This is a genomic window from Acidobacteriota bacterium (genome assembly GCA_012517875.1).
GTDB lineage: Bacteria > Acidobacteriota > JAAYUB01 > JAAYUB01 > JAAYUB01 > JAAYUB01.
Genome location: JAAYUB010000017.1, coordinates 21,129 through 42,503 on the forward strand (window position 1 = coordinate 21,129; position 21,375 = coordinate 42,503).

Annotated in this window: 19 protein-coding genes and 1 pseudogene; 3 read left to right on the top strand and 17 right to left on the bottom strand. The window is 62.1% G+C overall.

The genetic code is table 11. The features are described 5' to 3' along the window. Window positions 1–150 precede the first annotated feature (150 nt). On the top strand, window positions 151–2,484 hold the full coding sequence (locus GX414_01755; protein ID NLI45812.1) for a UvrD-helicase domain-containing protein: 2,334 nt from the start codon (window positions 151–153) through the stop codon (window positions 2,482–2,484). A gap of 80 nt (window positions 2,485–2,564) precedes the next feature. Here GX414_01755 and nifS read toward each other — a convergent pair whose 3' ends face one another. The 3 genes from nifS to GX414_01770 all read right to left on the bottom strand — a co-directional run bounded on the left by nifS (window position 2,565) and on the right by GX414_01770 (window position 5,167). After that, the gene (nifS, locus tag GX414_01760; GenBank protein ID NLI45813.1) at window positions 2,565–3,752 is read right to left on the bottom strand and encodes a cysteine desulfurase NifS; all 1,188 of its coding nucleotides are present in this window, start codon (window positions 3,750–3,752) and stop codon (window positions 2,565–2,567) included. Beyond that, window positions 3,749–4,606 (bottom strand): Fe-S cluster assembly protein NifU, encoded by an 858-nt coding sequence (nifU, locus tag GX414_01765; protein NLI45814.1) that lies wholly within the window; start codon window positions 4,604–4,606, stop codon window positions 3,749–3,751. Before nifU ends, nifS begins: the two co-directional genes overlap by 4 nt. 288 nt (window positions 4,607–4,894) lie before the next feature. Then, window positions 4,895–5,167 carry a zinc ribbon domain-containing protein gene (locus GX414_01770; protein ID NLI45815.1) on the bottom strand — a complete coding sequence of 91 codons (273 nt, stop codon included), beginning with the start codon at window positions 5,165–5,167 and terminating at the stop codon, window positions 4,895–4,897. Window positions 5,168–5,365: 198 nt separating this feature from the next. Between GX414_01770 and GX414_01775 the strand changes: the two genes are divergently transcribed. Further along, window positions 5,366–6,841 carry a type I 3-dehydroquinate dehydratase gene (locus tag GX414_01775; GenBank protein NLI45816.1) on the top strand — a complete coding sequence of 492 codons (1,476 nt, stop codon included), beginning with the start codon at window positions 5,366–5,368 and terminating at the stop codon, window positions 6,839–6,841. Here GX414_01775 and GX414_01780 read toward each other — a convergent pair. From GX414_01780 to GX414_01820, 9 genes are all read right to left on the bottom strand, one after another. Continuing rightward, window positions 6,784–9,510, bottom strand: coding sequence for a TIGR03960 family B12-binding radical SAM protein (locus GX414_01780; protein ID NLI45817.1), 2,727 nt, complete (start codon window positions 9,508–9,510; stop codon window positions 6,784–6,786). The two genes, GX414_01775 and GX414_01780, sit on opposite strands and share 58 nt — an antisense overlap. Before the next feature lie 63 nt (window positions 9,511–9,573). Continuing rightward, the gene (gene rodA, locus GX414_01785; protein NLI45818.1) at window positions 9,574–10,659 is read right to left on the bottom strand and encodes a rod shape-determining protein RodA; all 1,086 of its coding nucleotides are present in this window, start codon (window positions 10,657–10,659) and stop codon (window positions 9,574–9,576) included. Further along, window positions 10,649–12,205, bottom strand: a complete 1,557-nt coding sequence (gene mrdA, locus GX414_01790; GenBank protein NLI45819.1) for a penicillin-binding protein 2 — start codon at window positions 12,203–12,205, stop codon at window positions 10,649–10,651. The genes rodA and mrdA overlap by 11 nt, the downstream gene beginning before the upstream one ends. A 33-nt stretch (window positions 12,206–12,238) precedes the next feature. After that, window positions 12,239–12,463: a hypothetical protein gene (locus tag GX414_01795; protein NLI45820.1), complete on the bottom strand. Its 225-nt coding sequence runs from the start codon at window positions 12,461–12,463 to the stop codon at window positions 12,239–12,241. Then, window positions 12,463–12,957, bottom strand: coding sequence for a rod shape-determining protein MreD (gene mreD, locus GX414_01800; protein NLI45821.1), 495 nt, complete (start codon window positions 12,955–12,957; stop codon window positions 12,463–12,465). The genes GX414_01795 and mreD overlap by 1 nt, the downstream gene beginning before the upstream one ends. Beyond that, a complete protein-coding gene (gene mreC, locus GX414_01805; GenBank protein NLI45822.1) occupies window positions 12,954–13,781 on the bottom strand; it encodes a rod shape-determining protein MreC in 828 nt (275 codons plus the stop codon). The genes mreD and mreC overlap by 4 nt, the downstream gene beginning before the upstream one ends. 38 nt (window positions 13,782–13,819) lie before the next feature. After that, complete coding sequence (locus tag GX414_01810; GenBank protein NLI45823.1) at window positions 13,820–14,842, bottom strand: rod shape-determining protein; 1,023 nt, start codon at window positions 14,840–14,842, stop codon at window positions 13,820–13,822. 6 nt (window positions 14,843–14,848) lie between these two features. Continuing rightward, a complete protein-coding gene (locus GX414_01815; protein ID NLI45824.1) occupies window positions 14,849–16,252 on the bottom strand; it encodes a sensor domain-containing diguanylate cyclase in 1,404 nt (467 codons plus the stop codon). A gap of 3 nt (window positions 16,253–16,255) precedes the next feature. Then, window positions 16,256–17,506, bottom strand: coding sequence for a FecR domain-containing protein (locus GX414_01820; protein NLI45825.1), 1,251 nt, complete (start codon window positions 17,504–17,506; stop codon window positions 16,256–16,258). Window positions 17,507–17,638: 132 nt separating this feature from the next. Between GX414_01820 and GX414_01825 the strand changes: the two genes are divergently transcribed. Beyond that, window positions 17,639–17,995: a cupin domain-containing protein gene (locus GX414_01825; GenBank protein NLI45826.1), complete on the top strand. Its 357-nt coding sequence runs from the start codon at window positions 17,639–17,641 to the stop codon at window positions 17,993–17,995. Between the two features lie 189 nt (window positions 17,996–18,184). Here GX414_01825 and cysC read toward each other — a convergent pair whose 3' ends face one another. From cysC to sat, 5 genes and pseudogenes are all read right to left on the bottom strand, one after another. After that, window positions 18,185–18,784, bottom strand: a complete 600-nt coding sequence (gene cysC, locus GX414_01830) for an adenylyl-sulfate kinase (protein NLI45827.1) — start codon at window positions 18,782–18,784, stop codon at window positions 18,185–18,187. A 298-nt stretch (window positions 18,785–19,082) separates the two neighbouring features. After that, on the bottom strand, window positions 19,083–19,445 hold the full coding sequence (locus tag GX414_01835; protein NLI45828.1) for a hypothetical protein: 363 nt from the start codon (window positions 19,443–19,445) through the stop codon (window positions 19,083–19,085). Beyond that, window positions 19,423–19,860 (bottom strand): hypothetical protein, encoded by a 438-nt coding sequence (locus tag GX414_01840; protein ID NLI45829.1) that lies wholly within the window; start codon window positions 19,858–19,860, stop codon window positions 19,423–19,425. The genes GX414_01835 and GX414_01840 overlap by 23 nt, the downstream gene beginning before the upstream one ends. Continuing rightward, window positions 19,857–20,240 carry a hypothetical protein gene (locus GX414_01845; protein NLI45830.1) on the bottom strand — a complete coding sequence of 128 codons (384 nt, stop codon included), beginning with the start codon at window positions 20,238–20,240 and terminating at the stop codon, window positions 19,857–19,859. Before GX414_01845 ends, GX414_01840 begins: the two co-directional genes overlap by 4 nt. Beyond that, window positions 20,230–21,325: pseudogene (gene sat, locus GX414_01850) on the bottom strand (sulfate adenylyltransferase). Before sat ends, GX414_01845 begins: the two are co-directional and overlap by 11 nt. Between the last annotated feature and the right edge of the window lie 50 nt (window positions 21,326–21,375).

The window sequence follows — 21,375 nt, forward strand, 5'->3', positions numbered from 1 at the left end:
ATTCCGCCGACGCCTTTCGCCCGGCACCCGCCGCTGTTTGGCGACCGTGACCATCTGTGCTATCATGGCGTTTTCCGCCCGTGGATCCGTCCCCGCCATCCGGCATGCCGGCGGGCCCCCGGACCGGTTCAACCCAGCGAGGAGCACTCCGTGAACCTGTTGGACGATCTCAACTCGGCCCAGCGGGCGGCTGTGGAGTATACCGACGGCCCGCAATTGGTGGTAGCCGGTGCCGGTAGCGGCAAGACCCGCGTGATCACCTACAAGGTCGTCCACCTGATCGCCACCGGACGCTTTGCCGCCGAACACATCCTCGCGGTCACGTTCACCAACAAGGCGGCTGATGAGATGCGGGAGCGCATCCATGCCCTGCTGGGCCCGGGCCGTTCGGCAACGCCCACCGTATGCACCTTTCACTCATTTTGCGCCCGGTTCCTTCGCCAGGAAATCGGCGTGCTCGGCTTTTCGCCCAACTACACCATCTGCGACGCCGACGATCAGGCCCGCCTGGTCAAGGATATCCTGAAAGAGCTACATATCGCCGAACCGCCGGTCTCCGTCGACATGATCGTGGGTCGGATCGGCCGCGCCAAGATCCACGCGATCACTCCCGCCCAATACGCCACCCGCTTCCGTGATGCGGACGCCGATCTGCTGGGCGAGATCTTCGGCCGGTACGAACGCCGGCTGACGGCCAGCGGAGCGCTGGACTTCGAGGATCTGATCCTCAAGTCCAACGAGATTCTTGAACGCTGTCCGGACATCCGGACCCGGCTGGCGCATCGCTACCGCTACCTGCTGGTGGACGAATTTCAAGACACCAACCCGCCTCAGTACAAGCTGGTCCAATTGCTGGGCGGCGAACACCGCAACCTATGTGTGGTCGGTGACGAGGACCAGTCGATCTATGGTTTCCGCGGGGCCATCCTGGCCAACATCCTGAACTTCGAGCGGGACTTCCCCGGCGCGAAGCTGTTCAAGCTGGAACAAAACTACCGCTCCACCCGAGCCATCCTGCGGGCGGCGTCCGGGCTGGTGGCCCACAACCGGCAGCGCCGCGAGAAATCGCTCTGGACCGATAACGTCGAAGGCGACCCGGTGGTGCTGTACCGGGCCGGCGATCCCAAGGAGGAGGCCAACTGGGTGGCGCGGGCCGTCAAGGATGTGCTGCTCAACGATTTCACCGGCAGCGTGGGCATCCTGTACCGGGCCAATTTTCAGTCCCGCCGGGTGGAGGACGGCCTTAAGGGCATGGCCGTCGACTACCGGGTGGTGGGCGGCCAGGCGTTTTACTCCCGCAAGGAAATCAAGGACCTGGTCGCCTATCTCAAGCTGGCGTTCAACCGGCGTGACGACGCTGCGTTTCTGCGGGTGGTGAACGCCCCGCCCCGCGGCCTGGGCGACCGGGCGTTGGAGCTGCTCCGGCGCCAGGCCGTGGCGCGCGGCAACGACCTCTGGGGCGCCCTGGAGGACATCCTGATCGACGAGAACGTGCCCACCCGCCTGCGGACGGCGTTCCGGCAATTCCACGACCTCGTTCAGCTGCTTGCGCGCAACGCCGCGGAGAAGCCACTGGGCGAGTTCATCGAGCAACTGGTCAGCCAATCCGGTTACCAGCGGTACTTGTCCCAACAATCCGATCCGGAATCGCAATCCCGGCTGGAGAACATCCAGGAGTTCGTCACCGCCGCCCGGGAGCATCAGCAGGAAGGGGGAACTGTGCAATCGTTCCTGGATCGGGCCGCCCTGGTCAGCGACTCGGACACCGTCGCGGGATCGGGTCGGGTGACCTTGATGACCCTGCACGGCGCGAAAGGCCTGGAGTTCGACCACGTGTTTCTGGTCGGAGTGGAACAGGGCCTCCTGCCGCATCACCGCAGTCAGGAGACGGACGAAGATATCGAGGAAGAGCGTCGGCTGTGTTATGTGGGCATGACCCGGGCCCGCAAGCGCCTGGCGCTGAGCCACTCCTGGTCGCGCCCCACCCCCGATGGATCGCGAACCGATCCGGTCCGACCATCCATGTTTCTGGACGAGATTCCGGCAGACACGCTGTTGGAGTTACCCCGCTACACACCGTTCCCGCTAACGGCCGCCGCTGCCCGACCGGTGCGCCTCCGCACCAAGCTCAGGGACCAGGGTTTCCGCACTCTGGACACCGCTGCCGAAATCCAGGCGTTCTTCGGCAAGTCCGGCGGCAGGCGCACCGCTGACCAACAGGCCGGACCCCGGATCGTCCACCGGGTGACCCCTCGCGCGGATAGCGCGGCAGCGTCCACCGGCAAATCCAAGCCCGCCGTCAAACCCGGCGCACGGGCGGCCGCCGGTTGGAAACTGGGCGAACGGGTTGTCCACCCCACTTTTGGACGCGGCACCATCCAGCGCATCGACAACACCGCCAACGGGCGCAAGCTGACAATTTATTTCGAGCGCTTCGGCCTGCGGCGTCTCATGGACCACCTGGCTGATCTCGAGCGAGGCTGACGGGCCGGTCCCCCGCTGGCGTGGCCCAGCCGGTCATACAAACCGACCTTCAGGGGATGAGCGACGGGGGCTCGCACGGTTCAAGACTGCCTGGCCAGTTGCTCCCGGTAGTCTTTCCAAAAAGGTGAGATGTTGCGCAAGCGCTCGATGAGCGGCGGCAGGTGCTCCAGTACGTAGTCGATCTCTGCTTCCGTATTGTACCGGCTCAGACTGAACCGGATCGAACCATGGGCCGCCGTGAACGGCACCCCCATCGCCCGCAGGACATGAGACGGTTCCAGCGAACCAGACGTACAGGCCGAACCGGACGAAGCGCATATGCCCAACTGGTCCAGCAGGAGCAAAATGGCCTCCCCTTCGATGTATTCGAAACTGATGCTGGTGGTGTTGGGCAGCCGGTGCTCCCGGTTGCCGTTGACCCGCACGTTGGGGATGGAACAAAGGATCCCGTTTTCGAGCTTGTCCCGGAGGTGGCAGACCCGCTCGTTTTCCTCCCCCAGCGCCGCCTGGGCCAGCTCGCAGGCGCGCCCCAAACCGACGATGGAGGCGACGTTCTCGGTGCCGCCGCGGCGGTTCCGTTCCTGGTGCCCGCCGATGATGAGCGGGACCAGCCGGACGCCCTTCCGTATGTAGAGTACGCCCACGCCCTTCGGAGCATGGAGCTTGTGGCCCGACAAGCTGAGCAGGTCGATGGTGCTCCGCGACATGTCCAGCGGTATTTTACCAACCGCTTGGACGGCATCCACATGAAACGCCGCCCCGTGGGCCTTGACGATCTGCCCAACCTCCTCGACGGGGAACACGACGCCCGTCTCGTTGTTGGCATACATCACCGACACCACGGCGGTGTCGGGACGCAGCGCATTGCGCAGCTCGGTGAGGTCAAGCCGGCCTTCGCCGTCCACACCGAGGAGCGTCACCTCGTACCCGCGTTTCCGCAGGTGGTTGCAGAGGCTGAGCACTGCGGGGTGTTCCACGCGGGTGCTGACGACATGGCGTTTGTCCGGACTGGCCTCGAGCACGCCGCGGACGGCCATGTTGTCGCTTTCGGAGCCGCAGCTGACAAACAGGATTTCAGTTGGATCGGCGCCGAGGATGGCGGCCACCTGTTCGCGGGCCCGGGCGACGTGGCGGGCCACCTGGCCCCCAAAGGCGTGCATGCTCGACGGGTTGCCGTAGAGTTCACTGAAAAACGGCAACATCGCCTCGACCACTTCGTCGGCCACGCGCGTCGTGGCGTTGTTGTCGAGGTAGACGACGCGGTTCATGATTTGACCTCCACGACCTGGAGGTCCTCGGCGACGAACTCGCGCAGCTTGGCTTCCACGGCCCAGCGAATGGTCATCTCGGAGCTGGGGCAGGACGCGCAGGTGCCCCGCATGGCCACGAGAACTTTGGATCCCTCCACGTCCACGAGCTCGATGTCGCCGCCGTCCTGCTGCAACGAGGGCCGGATCTCCTCTTCCAGAATTTCTTTGATCCTGAGGATGCGTTCCACGTTGGTGAGCTTCCGCTGTTCCCGGGCCGGCTGCTTCGCCGGTGTTTCCAAGCGCTCTTTGCGCACATCGCGGATAATCTCCTCGATATCCATGTGGCAGCTCTGGCAGCCGCCGCCGGCTTTGCAGTAATTGGTCACTTCCTCGATGGAGCTCAAGTTGTTCTCGCGGACCACCTTGCGGATCAACCCCTCGGTCACGCCGAAGCAGTGGCAGACGATGCGTCCCTCGTCTTCTTCCTCCAGGTGCTTGCGTTCCAGACCGTAGTAGTTGGCCACTGCCGCTTCGAGCGCCTCTCGGCCCATGACGGAGCAATGCATCTTCTCGGGCGGCAATCCGCCTAGGAATTCGGCGATCTGCTGATTGGTGATCTGCATGGCTTCGTCCAGGGTTTTACCCTTCACCATCTCGGTCAGGGCGGACGCCGCCGCGATCGCCGAGCCGCAGCCGAAGGTCTTGAAACGGACATCCACGATACGCTTTTGATCGTCCACCTTCAGATAGATCCGCAGAGCGTCCCCACAGGCGATGGAGCCCACCTCGCCGACTGCATCGGCGCCGGGAAGATCCCCCACGTTGCGCGGATTAAAAAAGTGGTCCTTGACCTTGTCGGTGTATTCCCACATGAATGGCTCCTCCAGACCGCTGCCAAAATCAGGCCGGGGTGTGATCACACCCCATCTGCTTAGAAGCAATCCCAAGCGTTCGGTTTCAGCGGCGCATCATCAGCCGGTTGGGGCTCTGCGTTCGACCGCTTGTTCTGTTTAGCTCAGCCGGCGGGATTTGTCAATTGCCGCAGGTCTGCGTGCGGCTGTCGCGGATCCAAAAGGCGGGCTGGGAGCTTCCCGGCCTTGGCCGGGAGCTCCGTGTGGTTGGTAGGGTCAAAAAGTTGGTGGTCGATTTAGATGGGACTGCTAGGCAGTTTTTTCAGGTGTGTTTGATGTGGATGGGGTATCAGACTTCTTGTCGGTTGTCTCCTTCCGGTCGCCGCCGCTGGCGGGGCTGGACTTGTGGGCGTAATCGGTGATGTACCAACCGCTCCCCTTGAACTGGATGGCCGGGGCCGAAGGCGCAAGCTCCACCCGCTGGCCGCAGTCCGGACAGTCCGTGACCGGGGGATCCGAAAATTTCTGGATCTTCTCAAAACGGTGGTTGCACACGGTGCACACGTACTCGTAAATGGGCATCTGTGAAACCTCCGACTTGCTGGCTGACCCATCTTTATACGAAATTTGATAGCCCGTGTCAACACTTTTTTTACCGCATGATTCTGCCAATCCCTGCTGTCGCAAATTTCTTGACTCCTCGGCGGCTGTGATCCACTATCCTGCCGAAACCCAGGATCCCGGCGTGGCGGAACTCGAATTCGACAGTGTGCCAAATCCATGACCAAGCTAACTCTCAGCGGTTCAGCTTCCCTGAAAACGGACGGTGGGGCACGGCCACCGGCCCCGTTTTCGGCATTTGAACTGCGTCTGGACCTGCATCCCGACGCCGCACTCCCGCCCGCCGGCGACTTGCCCACCGTCTACACGTGCCGCCGGCCGCAAGACGGCGGTCGGTTTACGGGCTCAGAGGTCGAGCGGGCGGCCGCTCTGCAGCGCGCGTTGACCGCCTGCCGGCCGGATGACTGTATCGACATCGAGTGGGACAGTGATTTCCGCGACTGGCCCCGTCGCTATTCCGACATCGGTTTCATCATGTCATACCATAATTTGTCGGCCACTCCGCCGGATCTGGACAATATTCTCACCCGGATGACGGCAGAACCTGCCCGCGAATACAAGATCATTACCGCCGCTCGAACATGGCAGGATATTGTGGCCATCAAACGGCTCCTGGCCGATGCCCGGCGGCGCGTCTTCTTCCTGACGGCGTATTGTTCCGGCCCCCTGGGTCCCGTCAGCCGCCTGCTGGCCCTGGCTTGGGGCACTCGGCGGCTCTATCTGGCCGCCGGCACACCGTTGGTGTCAGGCATGCTCACCGCAGAAGAATTTCTCAAGGTGTACCGCGCCCAGCGGGTGACCGTCGGGAGCCGGCTCTATGGCGTGGCGGGATATCCGGTGGAACGGTCCCTCTCTCCCCGCTTGCACAACTGGATGTTCGAACTCCGGAACAGTCCCGACCTTTACGTGCCCCTGCCCGTACCCGATCCGGATGATTTCCTGACGGCCCTGCCCGACCTGGACATCACCGGCCTGAGCGTGACCGTCCCGCTCAAGGAACACTTACGGAGCCTGTGCGTATCCTGCAGCGTCGAGGCCACACGCATCCGCGCCGTGAACACCTTGACGCACGGCGCTGGCGGTTGGCACGGTGACAACACCGACTGGACCGGTTTCCGCGACGGAGCGGCCGGATTCCTTCCGGCCGCCGGCCCTGTACTCGTCCTGGGAGCGGGCGGATCGGCCCGGGCGGTGATGTACGCGCTCGAGCTGGCGGGGATCAAACCGTTCGTCTGGAACCGAGGGCGGGAACGCCTGGAGCGCCTGCTCACGGACTACCCGGCTGTCCAACCGTGGAACGCATCCCACGCTGTGACCGTCCAGGCGGTGATCAATACTCTGCCGCACGACGCCATGGTCGGACTGGACGAAGTGGGGTTGGGCGGACATCCACCCGTGCCGGTCTTCGACTTGAATTACGGGTCCCCCGCCTCCCGCATTCTCAGCGATGGCACCGCCCGGCGCTGGCCCGTTCGGGATGGCTTGTCCATGCTGTACCATCAGGCCCGCGCTCAACACCGCCGCTGGATCGGCAGCGACCCTCCCGTGAGTTGGGACCAGGCCCGCCAGCTGCTCCTTCAGGCGTTGAGTGAGCGATCGTCGGGCGGCGAGTCGTTTACCGGCGAAGCTGATTGAGGCGGGCGTGGCTCCAGACCGATTCGAACAGCCGTGTACGACCCCGCATACCCAGGCAGGCAAAGTTCCAGCCATTCCTCGGGTCGGACCGCTCCGGCGGGACCGACGTAGGTGGTAAAGCTCAGCTCGATGGTCTGCCCCGATTCGGACGCATCGGCTGCCAGCAGGAGCGGGCGTACTTCGCGCACACGGCCCTTCTTGCCCGGTCGGCGGTCGCATACGGATAGCGACTCCTGCGCCAGCAGCTGCCGGGTTCGAGCCCGCAACGCATCCGGCCCTCCTCCCCGCATACTCGTCACGGCAGATGGTCCATCGACAAGCTCAGCCGCGGGCACGTCGATGCGGAAATGGGCGATCCCGGCCCAGCGATCGATCGACGGCGCATCCTCCGGCAGCGCCTCCATCCCGACGAACGCGACACCTTCGATGCTGACCGCATTCAGCGCCGCCAGAGCGGTTTCGCCGCCGCAGGCCGCGCCCAGCCACACATCCGCGAGTTCTCGCTCTCCGCCCACCCCCACACCGAGCGCCGGCCCGAAACTCACCTGCGGTCGGGGATGAAAGCCCTGGGTGTAGCTCAGGGGCAGGCCGGACCGCCGCAGAATCCGCTGCATGGTCCGGACCAGATCCAGATGGGAAAGCCAGGCCGCCGGGCCCAGTTTCGTGAAGGTGATGCGATACCGTTGGGTGGCAGCAACCTCCGTGGCGCCGGCCGTCGCCGACGCAGCGATTTCCGCCGCCCGGCGACTCATCTCGGCCAGCACCGCCACGTTCCGCTCCCGACGCTTACGCATCGCCGGGATGTCGCATCCCGCCCCGCAGGCCAGGCAATGTGCGATCACCGGCTTGTCGGGCGTCGCGGCCGGCCGCACGCCGCATGCCGGCGTGCTCCGACATTCACTCGCCGCCGTCCACTCCCGGCGAAGAAAGGCGTCCGATGCACCCAGGTCGATGTGCCCCCACGGCAACTCGTGGCCGGGTGTCACAGGGGCTAGATAAACTGACGGATCCACCCGACATCGCGCGAACGCGGCGTCCCATCGGTCCGGCCGAAAACACTCGTCCCACCCATCGAAGCGTGCGCCCGACCGCCAGGCATCCAGGATGACCGGGGTCAGGCGGCGATCACCGCGGGACAAGATTGCCTCCAGCCGGCTGAGTCGAGGATCGTGCCACTTCAGGCGCACCTCGCGGGCGCGAAGGTGCTGCCGCAGCATCCGCACCTTGCGGGTCAGCGTCTCCGGGGTTTCCATGCCTGCCCACTGGAACGGCGTGTGGGCCTTGGGGTTGAAAGACGCTACGCTCAGATTGACCTGAAATTTTCGTCTGCGGCCGCGGTAATCCGGCTCGGCGCGGACCGCGGCCACGATCCGGTCGGTCAGCTCGGCGATTCCGACCACGTCTGCGTCCGACTCGAACGGCAGACCGATCATGAAATATAGTTTGATCAGATCCCAGCCGGCGCGGTAGGCCGCCAGGATTCCTTCGAGAATTTCGGCCTCGGTTAGGTTCTTGTTGATGCGGTCCCGCATGACCTGGGTGCCCGCCTCCGGCGCCACCGTGAAACCGGTCTTGCGCGTCTCAGAAACAGCCGCCGCCAGCCGGGCGCTGAGTCCGGATACTCGAAGCGAGGGGAAGGAAAGCGCGACCCGATCTTCCGCCAGCCGGCCGGCCAAGACTTCCGCCAGCATTTCGATGCCGCCGAAATCGGCCGAAGACAGCGAAGCGAGTGAGACCTCTTCGTAGCCGGTCCGCGCCACTGCCGCCTGGATCCAGGCCACCAGACCGGCCGCGTCCCGCTCGCGCTGCGGCCGGTAGAAGAACGAGGCATGGCAGAAGCGGCATCCCTGAAGGCAGCCGCGGCTGATTTCGGCCGAAATCCGATCATGGATGATCTCGGTGTTGGGTACCACAAGATCCACCGGCAGTGACGTGTCGGCCAGCTCGGGCTGCCAGCGCCGTCGGACTGGCATCGGGAGTCCGTCCCGCCGGGCCTGCACTGCATCCACGACCAGCCAGGGACCCGCCGCCCGCAGGGCATACAGAGCGGGCACGTATACGCCCGGGATCTCGGCAAAAGCGCGCAGCCAGTCAGACCGCCGGGCGAGCGACCGCTTCCGCGGACGCAGCGCCGCCTCCAGGCGGATGATCTCACCGAATGCCTCCTCCCCCTCACCGATGAGGAACAGGTCAAAGCAGTCGGCCATCGGCTCGGGATTGGACGCCACGGGGCCCCCACCGATGATCAGCGGTGCTTGCGTGTCCCGATCCCGCGTCTGGAACGGGATGCCGGCCAGGTCGAGAAGGGTGATCACATTGGTGAAGGTCATCTCGTAGAGCAGGGAGAAGCCGATCACATCGCACTCGCCCAGCGTCAGGCCGCTATCCAACGACCGCAGAGGCAGTCCCTGACGGCGCAATTCCGCTTCCATATCCGGCCACGGGCAGTGGAACCGTTCCACGGCCACCCCGTCTTCGCGGTTCAGCCGGTGGTACAGCAACCGGGAACCCCAGTGCGACATGCCGATTTCATACGTATCGGGAAACACCAGCGCCACCCGGCTGCGCGCCGCGGCCGCATCCCGGCGGATCGCGTTGAATTCGCGCCCGAGATACCGGACCGGTTTCTGCACGTTCCGCAGCAGGGTCGGTGGATACAACAGATTCATCGCCGTGGCTCCGCCGCTTTCAACCAAACCATTGGATGAGATCTCCGGCCGGTGGAATCCGCCTCAAACCGTGTATCGGTGGATTCGGAAGTTGATCAGCAGCCCCATGGCCATGAACGCGGTGACCACCGACGAGCCGCCCCAGCTCAGCGGCGGCAGGGGGATTCCGATCACCGGCATCAAGCCGAGGGTCATGCCGACGTTGATGGCCAGGTGCACGGCGTAGAGCGCGACGATGCCCGCGCTTGCATACATGGCCATCCGATCCGAGGTTTCCATCGCGATCGCCAAGCCGCGCTGAAAGATCGCTCCATACAGCAACAGAACCAGCACGGCACCCAGGAAACCCGTTTCCTCGCCGATCACCGCATAGATAAAGTCGGTGTGGCGCTCGGGCAGAAAACCCAGCGCCCCCTGACTGCCCTCGCCCAGCCCGCGTCCGGTGAATCCGCCGGACCCGATGGCGATGACCGACTGAATGGTCTGGTATCCGGTGCCCTTCGGGTCGCGGCCCGGATCGGCAAGGACAAGAATCCGCTCCTTCTGGTAGTCTCGGAGGACGAACCACGAGCCGGCCAGGAGCAGGATCAGAATGACACCCGCCAGTGCCACCACCCGCTTGCGAATTCCCGCCAGCAGGATCAACACGATGAACACCGGCATGATCGTCAGGGCAGTCCCGAGATCGCGCTGGAGGATGATCATGCCCGTTGGCACCAGCACGATCAACCCGGCGACCAGCAGGGTGACCGGGCGCAGATACCGCTCGGGATAGTCCGCCAGAAATTTGGCCAAGGCCAGGATGATGACCAGTTTGACCAGCTCCGAAGGCTGAAAGGTCACCCCGCCGAGCCGTAACCAGCTCTTGGACCCGTGGATCTCCGCGCCGATCAAGAGCACTACGGCCAGTACCAACACCGACAGCGCGTACAGGATCCAAACGTGGTTCAGGACGATTCGGTAGTCCACCCACAGCACCGCCAGGAAGAGCAGCATCCCCAATCCGAGGCGCACCAGATGCTTCTCCAGGTATGGCGAATCCCCCGCCACCTGCGTGGAGTAGTAGATCTCCACACTCCCAATCAGGCAGAGGATCAGGAAGGCCCCGACCAAAATCTTGTCGAACTGCCGCCAATCTTTATTGCCCACGGCGCGCCTCGACCAATCGATCAGCTCCCGGCGGGGGGTAGAGTTCGAAGTACTTGCGCATCACTTCACCGGCGATGGGCGCGGCGACCGTCCCCCCGTGGCCGCCGTGCTCAATGATCACGGCCACAGCGATGCGGGGATCGTCCACCGGTGCGAAACAGGCGAACCAGGAATTTTCCTTGAACCGGGTCTCGTAGTTCTTCAGCCGCTCGGCCGTCTCAGTGTTGATCAGCTGAGCAGTCCCGGTTTTACCGGCGACGGTAATGCCTTCCAGGCGCGCCCGAGTGCCGGTCCCGGAATCCACCACCATCTGCATGCCTTGAACGATCCGGTGGTGCAGCGCAGCGGGCAGCAACGACTCCCGGTCCGGTCGGGACCGGTTGTCCGGCTCCAACCGGAGCCGGGGCACCGGCGGCTCGGCGTTGAGCGCGACGGCGCACATAAACCGGGCCACCTGGATGGGGGTGACGGAGACCGCCCCCTGGCCGATGGCCACCGAAATTGTTTCACCCGAATACCATTTCTGACCAAAGACTCGTTGCTTCCATTGGCTGGAGGGCATCAGACCAGCCCGTTCCGAGGGCAGGTCAACCCCGCTCTTCACGCCCAACCCCATGCGCACCGCCCAGTGATGAATCCGATCGACGCCCAAACGGATGCCGACATTGTAGAAATAGATGTTGCAACTGTTGGCGATGGCGTCCAACAGGCTGACCGCGCCGTGGCCTGACGCATTCCAGCAATGGACCAGCCGGCCCAGCATCATGGTCTCGCCGGTGCAGCTGAACTGGGTGTCTTCAGTGATGACGCCCTCAGCCAGGGCCGCCGTTGCCACCAAAATCTTGAAAATGGAGCCCGGGGCAAAGGCGCCCTGGATCACCTTGTTCTGCAGCGGCTTGTCGGGGTCTTCGACCAGTTGTCGCCACTGGGCCGGCGACAACTGGTTGACGAACAGATTGGGATCGAACTCCGGTTTACTGACCAGACAATACAATTCGCCGGTTCGGACGTCCATGGCCACCAACGCGCCTTTCTGCCCTTCCATCAGTTCCTCGGCCCTGCGCTGCAACTCCGTGTCGATGGATAAATTGAGGTCGCGGCCCTTGCTCGACGGAATCCGCTCCACCACCTGTGTGATTTGCCCGATGCTGTTGATGAACACCTTTTGCTGCCCCTTATCGCCGCCCAACATCGAGTCGTAGAATCGTTCCAGACCGGTCTTGCCGACGATGTCGCCCGGCCTCCGGCTGGCGAAAGCCGTCTGTTTAAGTTCCTCGGGAGTGACCTCGCCCACGTAGCCGTTCAGATGCGACGCCATGGAACCCAGCAAGTAGCGGCGGGTGGGTACCCACTCGAGAGTCAGTTCGGGAAAACGCTCGAAGTGAGCCTCGGCGAACGCAATCTCGGCAAAGCTGAGCCGGTTTTTAAGCACGATGGGGAACACGGTCGGCACTCGCCGGTACTCTTCCAGCTTCCGGTTCACAAACGCCGGGTCCAGGCCGAAGCGCTCGCGCAGCACACGGAGCAGTATCTGGCGATCCTTCATGTACTCCCGGCGGAGCACCAGCGAAAACGAGATCTAGTTGTCCACCAGCAGCCGGCCCTGCCGGTCCAGAATGAGGCCACGGGGCGCGGGAAGTTCGATGATCCGGAGGCGGTTCTGCTCGGCCTTTTCCCGGTAGTAGTCCGCCCGTGTGATTTGCAGATACCAGAGCCGGCCGAACAGAACCAGCAGCAAACCGCCCAGAGCCAGTTCAAACAGAATCAGGCGCTTTTGGAAGAGGCTGCCGCTCGGGCCGAACATTATGGCTGCTCCACCTCAAACAGATCGGCGGGCGGCCGAACGATCAGCATGCGTACGACCACGTTCCCGCACGCCGTGGCGGCCGCTCCCAGCAGGAGCGGGATGGGCGACTGGGCGGGACAGGTCTGTCCGAAGATGATGAAAAGCCCCACAACAGCCAGGTTGTTGGCGCAGGCGAGCACGAAGACAAACAGCGACTGGAGGGCCGGGTGGTCCATATTGATGCGCCGGCACGCGAGGCGGGACAGGAAGCCGGCCGCCATCTTGGTGGTCGCCTGAATACCCAGCGGATAGAATGGCGACAAGGTGAGATCGTGAGCCAGGCCAGCCAGCCAACCCCGCCATACCGACTGCAGGGGGGTCGAGCGGGTTGCGGCATGGAAGGTCAGGATCAGGATGAAATCCATGAAACGCAAAGGCGCCCACACCTGCGGCAGCACATATTGCATGCCGGTCGCCACGATCAGCAACAGGAGGAACACCCAAGTTTTCATGGCGCCGCCCCAGCCGTGCGCTTCAACACGAACACGTATCGGCAGCGGCTTGCGTCCACCGCCGGTTGGACCTTGATCTCCTGGAAATATTGGCCCGACTGGTCTGCTTCGATGATCCGTCCAACGATCAGACCGGGCGGGAAGATGCCATCGTCACCGGAAGTGTGGATCCAATCGCCGGTCTTCACGGGCGCGGCGATGTGGACATAGTCGAACTTCAGATGATACCGCCCGGCACCGTGAATGATCCCGCGAATGCCCCGGGACTGGATGATCCCGGCCAGGGCAAATCCGGCATTGGTCACCAGGGCAACCTGGCTGTGGGCGGGTCCGGCAAGCTGGATCCGGCCCACCACGCCTCGCGTGTCCAGCACCGGGAGATCCGGGACGACCCCGTCCTGGTAGCCGCCCCGGATGGTGAGGGTCCGGTCCCACACCTGGAAGCCGCGCATGGTGACCATCGCCAGCACGGCATCTTGTCCGAATTCCGGCAGCACCCGCACCATGCGCTCCAGGCTGGCCGACCGGTCCAGCCGCTCTTCCATGAGCTGCTGCTGGATGCGGGCTTCAGCCAGCCGACGCTTGAGCGCCAGGTTTTCGTCCTTGAGCTCCCTGACGGTGCGGAACGCCGATAACCAATCGCCCAAGGCCGCCATGGCGCCGCCAGCCGTCGAGGCCAGCGGTAAAAACAGGTTGGCACAGATCGACTTCAATACCGTCTCCCCGCGGTTGGTCTTGAACTGGAGTGACACCGCCACCAGATTCAGGACCAGCAGCGCGGACACGAGCTGATATGATTTCAGGGACCTCAACAGGTGGATCATGAACTCTCAAACAGAGCCGGACAGATCAAGCCGGAGCGCTAAATGGCCACCTTCCGCAACAGATCGAAGTTGCTGAGCATCTTGCCGACCCCGAGAGCCACGCCGAAGAGCGGATTCTCCGCGATGAACACCGGGAGCTTGGTTTCGTCCATGATGCGCTTGTCCAGGTTCTTGAGGAGGGCGCCGCCGCCGGTCAGGACAATGCCCCGATCCACGATGTCAGCGGACAGTTCGGGCGGCGTCCGCTCCAGGGCGACGCGCAGGGCATTGATGATGGTCGTATTGCAGTCCGACAGCGCCTCGCGGATTTCCGAGTCGGTGATCACCAGGTTCTTGGGAATGCCGTCGATCAGGTTGCGTCCCTTGATCTCCATGTTCAGTTCCTTTTCCAAGGGGAAGGCGGAGCCGATCTCGATCTTGATCTGTTCGGCGGTTCGTTCGCCGATGAGAAGATTGTGCTTGCGCTTGATGTACTGGATGATGGCCTCGTCCATTTCATCCCCGGCCACCTTGACCGTCCGGCTGTAGACGATGCCGGACAGGCTGATGACGGCGATGTCAGTGGTGCCGCCGCCGATGTCCACAATCATATTCCCGGACGGCTCGGTGATCGGCAGCCCGGCGCCGATGGCGGCGGCCATCGCTTCCTCGACCAGGTAAACCTCGCTCACCTTGGCCCGGAGGGCGGATTCCTTCACCGCCCGCTTCTCCACCTGGGTGATTTCCGACGGCACGCCGATTACGACGCGGGGGCTGATCAGATATTCTCGGTTGTGGGCTTTTTTGATGAAGTACTTGAGCATCTGCTCGGTGGTGTCGAAGTCGGCAATGACCCCGTCCTTCATGGGCCGGATGGCCACGATGTTGCCGGGTGTTCGGCCCAGCATCTCTTTGGCCTCGCGGCCCACCGCTTCGATGCGGTTGGTCAGCTTGTTGATGGCGACAATGGACGGCTCGTTGAGCACAATGCCCTTGTTCTTGGCGTAAACCACGGTATTCGCCGTACCTAAGTCGATCGCCAAGTCGGTGGAAAAGACACTGAATAGAGAACGCCAGTTCATAGAGGATCAACCTGCTATCATGATTTTGTTTTTCGATTCTTCTTTCGCCGCATACATCGCCGCGTCGGCCTTCTGGAGCAATCCTTCCGCCGTCATGGAATGTTCGGGGAAAGATGCAATGCCGATGCTGACGGTGAGCCGAAGCTTGAGGTCCCGGCCGCCGCTGAACAAGAAATGTTCCACCCGCTGGCGCAAGCGCTCGGCAATGACCTGGGCGCCCTCGAGGGGAGTTTCCGGCAGGATGATCACGAACTCGTCACCGCCGTATCGGACGATGACATCCGAATCACGCACCTGTTTCCCGAAAATCTGACCGACCTCGCAGAGCGTGGCGCTGCCCACGAGGTGGCCATAAGTATCGTTGACGTTCTTGAAGTTGTCAATATCGATGAACAGGATGGACAGGTTCTTCTCGTACCGGAGGCTGCGCTGGATCTCAAATCCCAAAAACTGCCTCAGGTAGCGGAAATTATACAGGCTGGTGAGATCGTCGGTGATGGTCAGGCGCTGGACACGCTCATGATATACCAGGCTATCATAGATCAGGTTGAACGGATGGCTGAGAATCTGCATGTACTGCCGGTCGAATTCGGTGAAACCATCCGGGCTCTTCTTGTTGACCGCCAGAAACAAGCCGTTGGAGTGGTTCAGGCTCTTGAACGGATATGCCAGCACCGACCGGATCACGCAGGTTGGCTGGTTGCCGTACGATTCGATCTCATAATCGAAGGCGTTATTGAGCACGGGATCGCCCTTCTGGAAGATGTCCTCAAGGATCACGTTGTTGAACTTGAAGTCCAACAGTTTGTTCTCCTCAAAGATGTTCCGGATGGCGTAGATCAATTCGAGGAGTTTGCGCTCCTCGTTGTAAATGTAGATCAGGAAGTTCTCCGCATCCAGAATGCGGCACATCAACAGGGCAAATTCCTTGAAGATCGTGTCTTTGTCCTGGTTCAGATTGAGGATGTCGAGGACTTCCTGAAACAGCGTGATGATCTTGGTGTCGTCGATCTGCTGCAAGGCCAGTTTTTTCTCGATTTCCCGGAGCAGCGACGAGTTGTGGTTGTAGATGTACTCCACCAGGGAAGCCGTGATGGGGAGAAACACGTGCAGGGAAAAATTGAGCTCCCGCGAGATCGCGTTGTAGTCCGGGTGATGTTCGGTGGAGTACGAAACGAATTCCGCCAGCGGAAAGATGGTGCGGATCTCCTTGTAAAAAACATTCTTGCCCCGTTTCAGCGGAAAGAACACCAGCTTGCAGTAGGGATCTTCCTTGAGCAGGTTCTTGCGCAACCGTTCCAGCGAAACGAATGACATTCGACCCTGCAGATCGCCGCCGGCTCCCAGGTCGGGCACTTCCTGCTCGTAGACGAAACAGATTTCACCGGCTGGCTTGTTGACGGATCGCATGGATCAGTCCATCTTGATCGTTTTGTTGATCCGGCGCACCGCGCCGCTGTAATCTTTGATCACGATCTCCAATCGCGCCTCCGCCCCCTTGGCGAAGGGATCGGTGAAGTGCTTGAACGTGCCGTCCTTCTCCAGGATGACCATCCGGCCGTTGATGGTCAGGAGGTTGTCCGGATCGGTGCGGCCGATGACTTCCAGGATGTTGCCGATCACCACGATTTCGGTCAGATCAAACCGGATGGATTCGCTGGGATTGAGCTTCTGCGGCCGGATACCGAACATGCTTGTGGCGCTGGGGTAACCTTCTACGTTGTTGCTGTCGATCGCCGTCACCCGCCAGTAGTAGTTGCCGTACGCCAATCCGGAGACTGTCAGCGAATCTTTGCCGGTGACCACCCGCTCGAAAAGCTTCTGGTAAAACTGGGGATGGTTGGAAATGGCCACCCGATAGCTGTAGGTGGCGTTCACGACCTGCCACTGGAACCGGATGTTGACCCGCTCGGGATCCTTTGCAGAAAAGATTTCCGAGGTGAGAGGCGCCAGGAGAACCGGCCCCGGCGGAAGCGCTCGCTTCTGCATCGCGCCGTCCTGGACGTTAACGGACTCGTTGCCGCGCACCACCACGGAATCGCGGGTCTCTTTTGAGGTGACGGCTGCTTGCCCCTGTGAAACCTTCAGCCCGGTGTCCTTGAGGCGATCGTCGTACGTTGCGCTGGCTCGCGTGTTGGAACCGACGTCCGCAACCGTGTTGGCTGTTTCCACTTTTGTCTTGGATTGCGGCGTGTTCTTCTGGTAAGTGGACAAATCCAGTGCGCCGGTGGCCAACTCCACGTTGACGCTGCGGGTCAGATTGGAGGGGTTTTCGTAGCTCTCGAGAATCGAGACAAGCGAATTGGACTTGACTTCGTATATCGTCCCGTCGAAGAAGACCACCCGGCAGCTGCTGTTGGCGCCCGTCCGGACAAGGTCGCCGGGATACAAACGCTCCACCTTGTCGGCGGCGACCCACTCCAGCGAATCCAGAGGTTTGACTTTGACATCGCCGTCCAGATACGTGAATTGGGCGGCGCGTTTCTCAAGCACCTCCGGCTGGGCGTCGGTAGACCTGCCGCCGACGGCGATGCCGTACTTGTTGATGAACCAGAGGCCAACGCCGAACACTACCGCCAAGATGACGATGACCCAGAACCGTAGCGTCCGGTAAGGGATCGTGGTCCACTCAATATACTCGATGACCCGCCGCTCTTTGGGCATGGGAAGAGTGCTGGTAAGCCCCCCGCAAAGTCTTTATCTGCCGTGAAAGATCATATAGAATGAAATAGTTGATTTCAATATGATTTTTCAATCACGTCGGTGCAACAACTCCATGACGCAGTCGAGGCAGACATGACCCGTGGCGGACTCAACGAAGATGTGCGGCCGTGGGGCCGGTTCATCGTGCTGGACGAAGGGCCGGGCTTTAAGGTGAAACGGATCGAGGTGGCAGCCGGCAAGAGGCTCAGTCTCCAGTCGCACCGGCACCGCCGCGAACAGTGGACGGTCGTGCAGGGCGAGGCCGTGGTGAGCCTAGACGGCGTGGACCATCGGCTGGTCCCCGGTGGCAGCATCGGCATCCCACGGCAAGCCCGCCACCGGGTGGCCAGCGCCGGCCCGGAGCCGCTGGTGTTCATCGAGGTCCAGACCGGCGACTACCTGGGCGAGGACGATATCACCCGACACGAAGACGATTTCAACCGAACGTGATCAATTGATCGCCGGGGTTCAGCCAGTTGCCTGATCGCCCGTTGGCTGTTCACGTCCTGCGCATTTCCGTGGGACCGTTTGCAGCCACCAGCATTGCTCACCCTGCTGCAGACGAATTCGAGCCGCCCCCTCCGAAATTTCTCTGCCAAGGGAGAACGCCACGAGTTCGCGGATGAATGCCGGCTACGCTCAGATATACCCCAAGGCGCGGAGTCGTTTCTTGATTGTCTCTTCTTCTTCGGGCGTGTAGCTGACCGCCTCAGCCACAGGAATCAGGTGCATCATCTCCAGCGTCTGGAGGATGCGGGCGGCAGATTGTTCCGGCGATTCGCGGTCGGTTTCCACGATCACCTCGGGGTGTTCCGGTTCTTCATACGGATCGGAGACGCCGGTAAAGTGTTCCAACTCCCCGGCCAGCGCCCGTTTGTAATTCCCCTTGGGATCTCGCGTGACAAGAACATCCAGCGGGCACTTGACGAACACCTCGACAAAATCACCGATTCGGGCCCTGTTCTCGTCACGGATCGCCCGATAGGGCGAAATCGCCGCGGCGATGGCCACTACGCCGTGCCGCGACCAGAGGTGGCAGACATAGCCGATCCGTCGGATGTTCTCGTCCCGATCCTCCTTGCTGAAGCCCAATCCCTTGCCCAGGTGGGTTCTCACTTCGTCTCCGTCCAATACTTCCACCGGCAGGCCCCGCTCGAGCAGGCAACCCTCGATGAGGCGGGCCAGCGTGCTCTTGCCGGCGCTGGGCAAGCCGGTGAACCAGATGGTGAAACCTTTCATTTCCGACTTCTTTCAATTACTCCAACTTCCCGGATGGTCGACGCGTTCGGGGTGGCCCGACCCGCATCCGCAATCCTTGCAACGGCCGCCCGATCATGTCATCAGGGACCGGCAGGCGGGAGTAATCCAGCACCGTCGGGGTGATGGCGTAGATGCTGGCGTCGCCGGTTTATCCGCCCGCCGGCCGTCGGGGATCGTGATAGACATAAATTCCGAACCGGTCATGGTTGGCGTCGTCAGGGCCGGCGTCGTTCTCGAAAATGTGCACATTGCCGCCCCCAACCACACCCGCGGACCGCTACAATAGGTTGCCGAAATAAACAATCAGATCCGGCGGAATATTCCGGCACTCTCGATCGATGAGCTCAGGGCGGTAAACGACCGTACCGATGGGGTGACCCTGTTCATCACCGATCGCCTCGATCTCGGCCTGAACGCGATCGCGAAATGCGGGGAATTCCGCCTGAGGAATCACCCCTTGCGGTTCCCGGCCTTGCACATTGATAAACACACGCGCGTAGTATCCGCCCTCGCCCCAAACGCGCGTCCGGGACCAGTCCACCATGTTCATTTTAAGAGAAATCGGTGTGGCAGGCGGTTCTTTGAGCACCAGATAGCCTTGGCGACACAGCCATTCATTAATGCAAACGCCGCCCTGCATCCCCCGGGGCGCCATGGTCACTGACCACCAAAACGGCGGTCTCGGGGCCGGCCAAATCCAGAACTTCACCGATCCGCTCGTCGAGCCAGCGGTAGTAGTCGCGCAGCGTGTTCCGGAAGTGGTTGCCCGGCTCATACAGTCGGTGGGTTGGGTCGCAGTAGCGCCAGAAGCCGTGGTGGATCCGGTCCGGTCCCATCTCGACGAACATGAAGAAGTCCCACTCCCGGTGGGTCAGCCAATGGCGGACCACCTGGATGCCTCGCCGGCTCATGGTATAAATTTGTTCCAACAACCTGGCCTTTTCGTCGGTCCTGAAATCGCTCACGTCGATGATGTAATCCCCGTCGGCCAAGGCGTCCAATTCGGCGGCTATTTCCGGGGGATAAGTGTAAGGAACGGATTTGTCAGGCGTCAAAAAGCAGCCGTCCATGATTCCGTTGAGCGGCTTGGGGGGTATGTCTGAGGGACATTTAAAATGATGCAGCGCTTGCGAAGGCGGCTGAGCACGTTCCAGAGCGTTGGCTCCCTGACTGTTGAGGCGTTGGCGAAAAACAGGTCATCATACCCGTGCGTGCTGCGGTTACGAAATCCGTAGCATCCCAACTGGCCGGGATCCTTGCCGGTCACCAAGGCGGTCCATGCGGGCACAGTGATCGGAGGAGTGGTGCTTTCCAGGTGCCCGTACCGGCCGCGCCGGGCCAGGGCGTCAAGCCGGGGCATCTCTGACGCAAACTCACCGAAAACCAGCCGGGGTGTGGCGCAGTCCAGCCCGATGATGATCGGTTTAGGACCCATTGACGCGCCCCCGCGTGTGTTCGATGAGAATGGCAGCGACTTCCGGGCGACTCAACTCGGACGGCGGATATTCGCCCCTGGCCAGCAATTCCCGCAGCCGGGTGCCGCTGAGTGCCAGATGGTGCTCGGAGTCGTGGGGGCTTGTCTTGGCTGAAGCCATCTGCTGGCAGGCGCGACAGAAGAACGTGTTGTCAAAGAACATCGGCTGGATGCCGATTTCCTCCGGCTCGAATTCCCGGAAGATCAGATGAGCATCGAACGGCCCGTAGAAGCTGCCCACCCCAGCGTGATCGCGTCCCACGATGAGGTGCGTGCAGTCGTAGTTCTTGCGGACCAGGGCGTGAAAGACCGCTTCGCGCGGTCCGGCGTAGCGCATCGCCGCAGGGAACACCGAAATCACCGTCCGGGTTTTCGGGAAGTAGTTCTGAAGCAGTGCGTCGTAGCAACGCATGCGGACGTCCGCCGGGATGTCGTCCGCTTTGGTCTCGCCGACGAGCGGATGAACGAGCAGACCATCGACCGATTCCAGGGCACACTTCAAGATGTATTCGTGCGCCCGATGGATCGGATTGCGTGTCTGGAAAGCCACCACCGTATGCCAGCCGCGCTATTTGAACAGGAGCCGCGTCTCCCGGGGGTCCAGCAGGAAGTTGGCGAACGGGCTGTTCGGTGGGCGCTGCAGCAGGATGATTGGCCCGCCGAGACAGTAGTTTCCGGTCCCCTTCAGATACTGCATCCCCGGCTGGCGTTCGTCGGTGGTCAGCAGCACCTTCTCGGCTTCCGCCTCCTTGTCCACCGGGTACAACTCCCGTAAATGCAGCACGCCGAGCAGGGCGCCCGCTGCAGAGTGCAGCGCCACATCCGAGTCCTCAGCCAGTCGATCCGCCTCTGCCCCCGCCACGGCCAAGGTGACGGGTAACGTCCAAGGCAACCCATTCGCCAAGCGCTTCAGATCCAGCACCGACAGATAGTCGTCCCGACCCATGAAACCATCCAGCGGGGACATCGCCCCGTGGCCGCATCAGCAAGTCGAATTGCTCCCGCGGGTTCAATGTGATCGATGGCATGTCGGGCACCGCCTGCATCAGCGACTCCTGCTCCTTGTCTTCGGCAATCCGGTTGACCAGCAGACCAC

Excerpts from the sequence above, each read along its gene's own strand:
- nifS (NLI45813.1), bottom strand. The coding sequence starts at position 3,752 with ATGAACCGCGTCGTCTACCTCGACAACAACGCCACGACGCGCGTGGCC.
- nifU (NLI45814.1), bottom strand. The coding sequence starts at position 4,606 with ATGTGGGAATACACCGACAAGGTCAAGGACCACTTTTTTAATCCGCGC.
- GX414_01770 (NLI45815.1), bottom strand. The coding sequence starts at position 5,167 with ATGCCCATTTACGAGTACGTGTGCACCGTGTGCAACCACCGTTTTGAG.
- GX414_01775 (NLI45816.1), top strand. The coding sequence starts at position 5,366 with ATGACCAAGCTAACTCTCAGCGGTTCAGCTTCCCTGAAAACGGACGGT.
- GX414_01780 (NLI45817.1), bottom strand. The coding sequence starts at position 9,510 with ATGAATCTGTTGTATCCACCGACCCTGCTGCGGAACGTGCAGAAACCG.
- mrdA (NLI45819.1), bottom strand. The coding sequence starts at position 12,205 with ATGAAGGATCGCCAGATACTGCTCCGTGTGCTGCGCGAGCGCTTCGGC.
- GX414_01795 (NLI45820.1), bottom strand. The coding sequence starts at position 12,463 with ATGTTCGGCCCGAGCGGCAGCCTCTTCCAAAAGCGCCTGATTCTGTTT.
- mreD (NLI45821.1), bottom strand. The coding sequence starts at position 12,957 with ATGAAAACTTGGGTGTTCCTCCTGTTGCTGATCGTGGCGACCGGCATG.
- mreC (NLI45822.1), bottom strand. The coding sequence starts at position 13,781 with ATGATCCACCTGTTGAGGTCCCTGAAATCATATCAGCTCGTGTCCGCG.
- GX414_01810 (NLI45823.1), bottom strand. The coding sequence starts at position 14,842 with ATGAACTGGCGTTCTCTATTCAGTGTCTTTTCCACCGACTTGGCGATC.
- GX414_01815 (NLI45824.1), bottom strand. The coding sequence starts at position 16,252 with ATGCGATCCGTCAACAAGCCAGCCGGTGAAATCTGTTTCGTCTACGAG.
- GX414_01820 (NLI45825.1), bottom strand. The coding sequence starts at position 17,506 with ATGCCCAAAGAGCGGCGGGTCATCGAGTATATTGAGTGGACCACGATC.
- GX414_01825 (NLI45826.1), top strand. The coding sequence starts at position 17,639 with ATGACCCGTGGCGGACTCAACGAAGATGTGCGGCCGTGGGGCCGGTTC.
- cysC (NLI45827.1), bottom strand. The coding sequence starts at position 18,784 with ATGAAAGGTTTCACCATCTGGTTCACCGGCTTGCCCAGCGCCGGCAAG.
- GX414_01835 (NLI45828.1), bottom strand. The coding sequence starts at position 19,445 with ATGCAGGGCGGCGTTTGCATTAATGAATGGCTGTGTCGCCAAGGCTAT.
- GX414_01845 (NLI45830.1), bottom strand. The coding sequence starts at position 20,240 with ATGGGTCCTAAACCGATCATCATCGGGCTGGACTGCGCCACACCCCGG.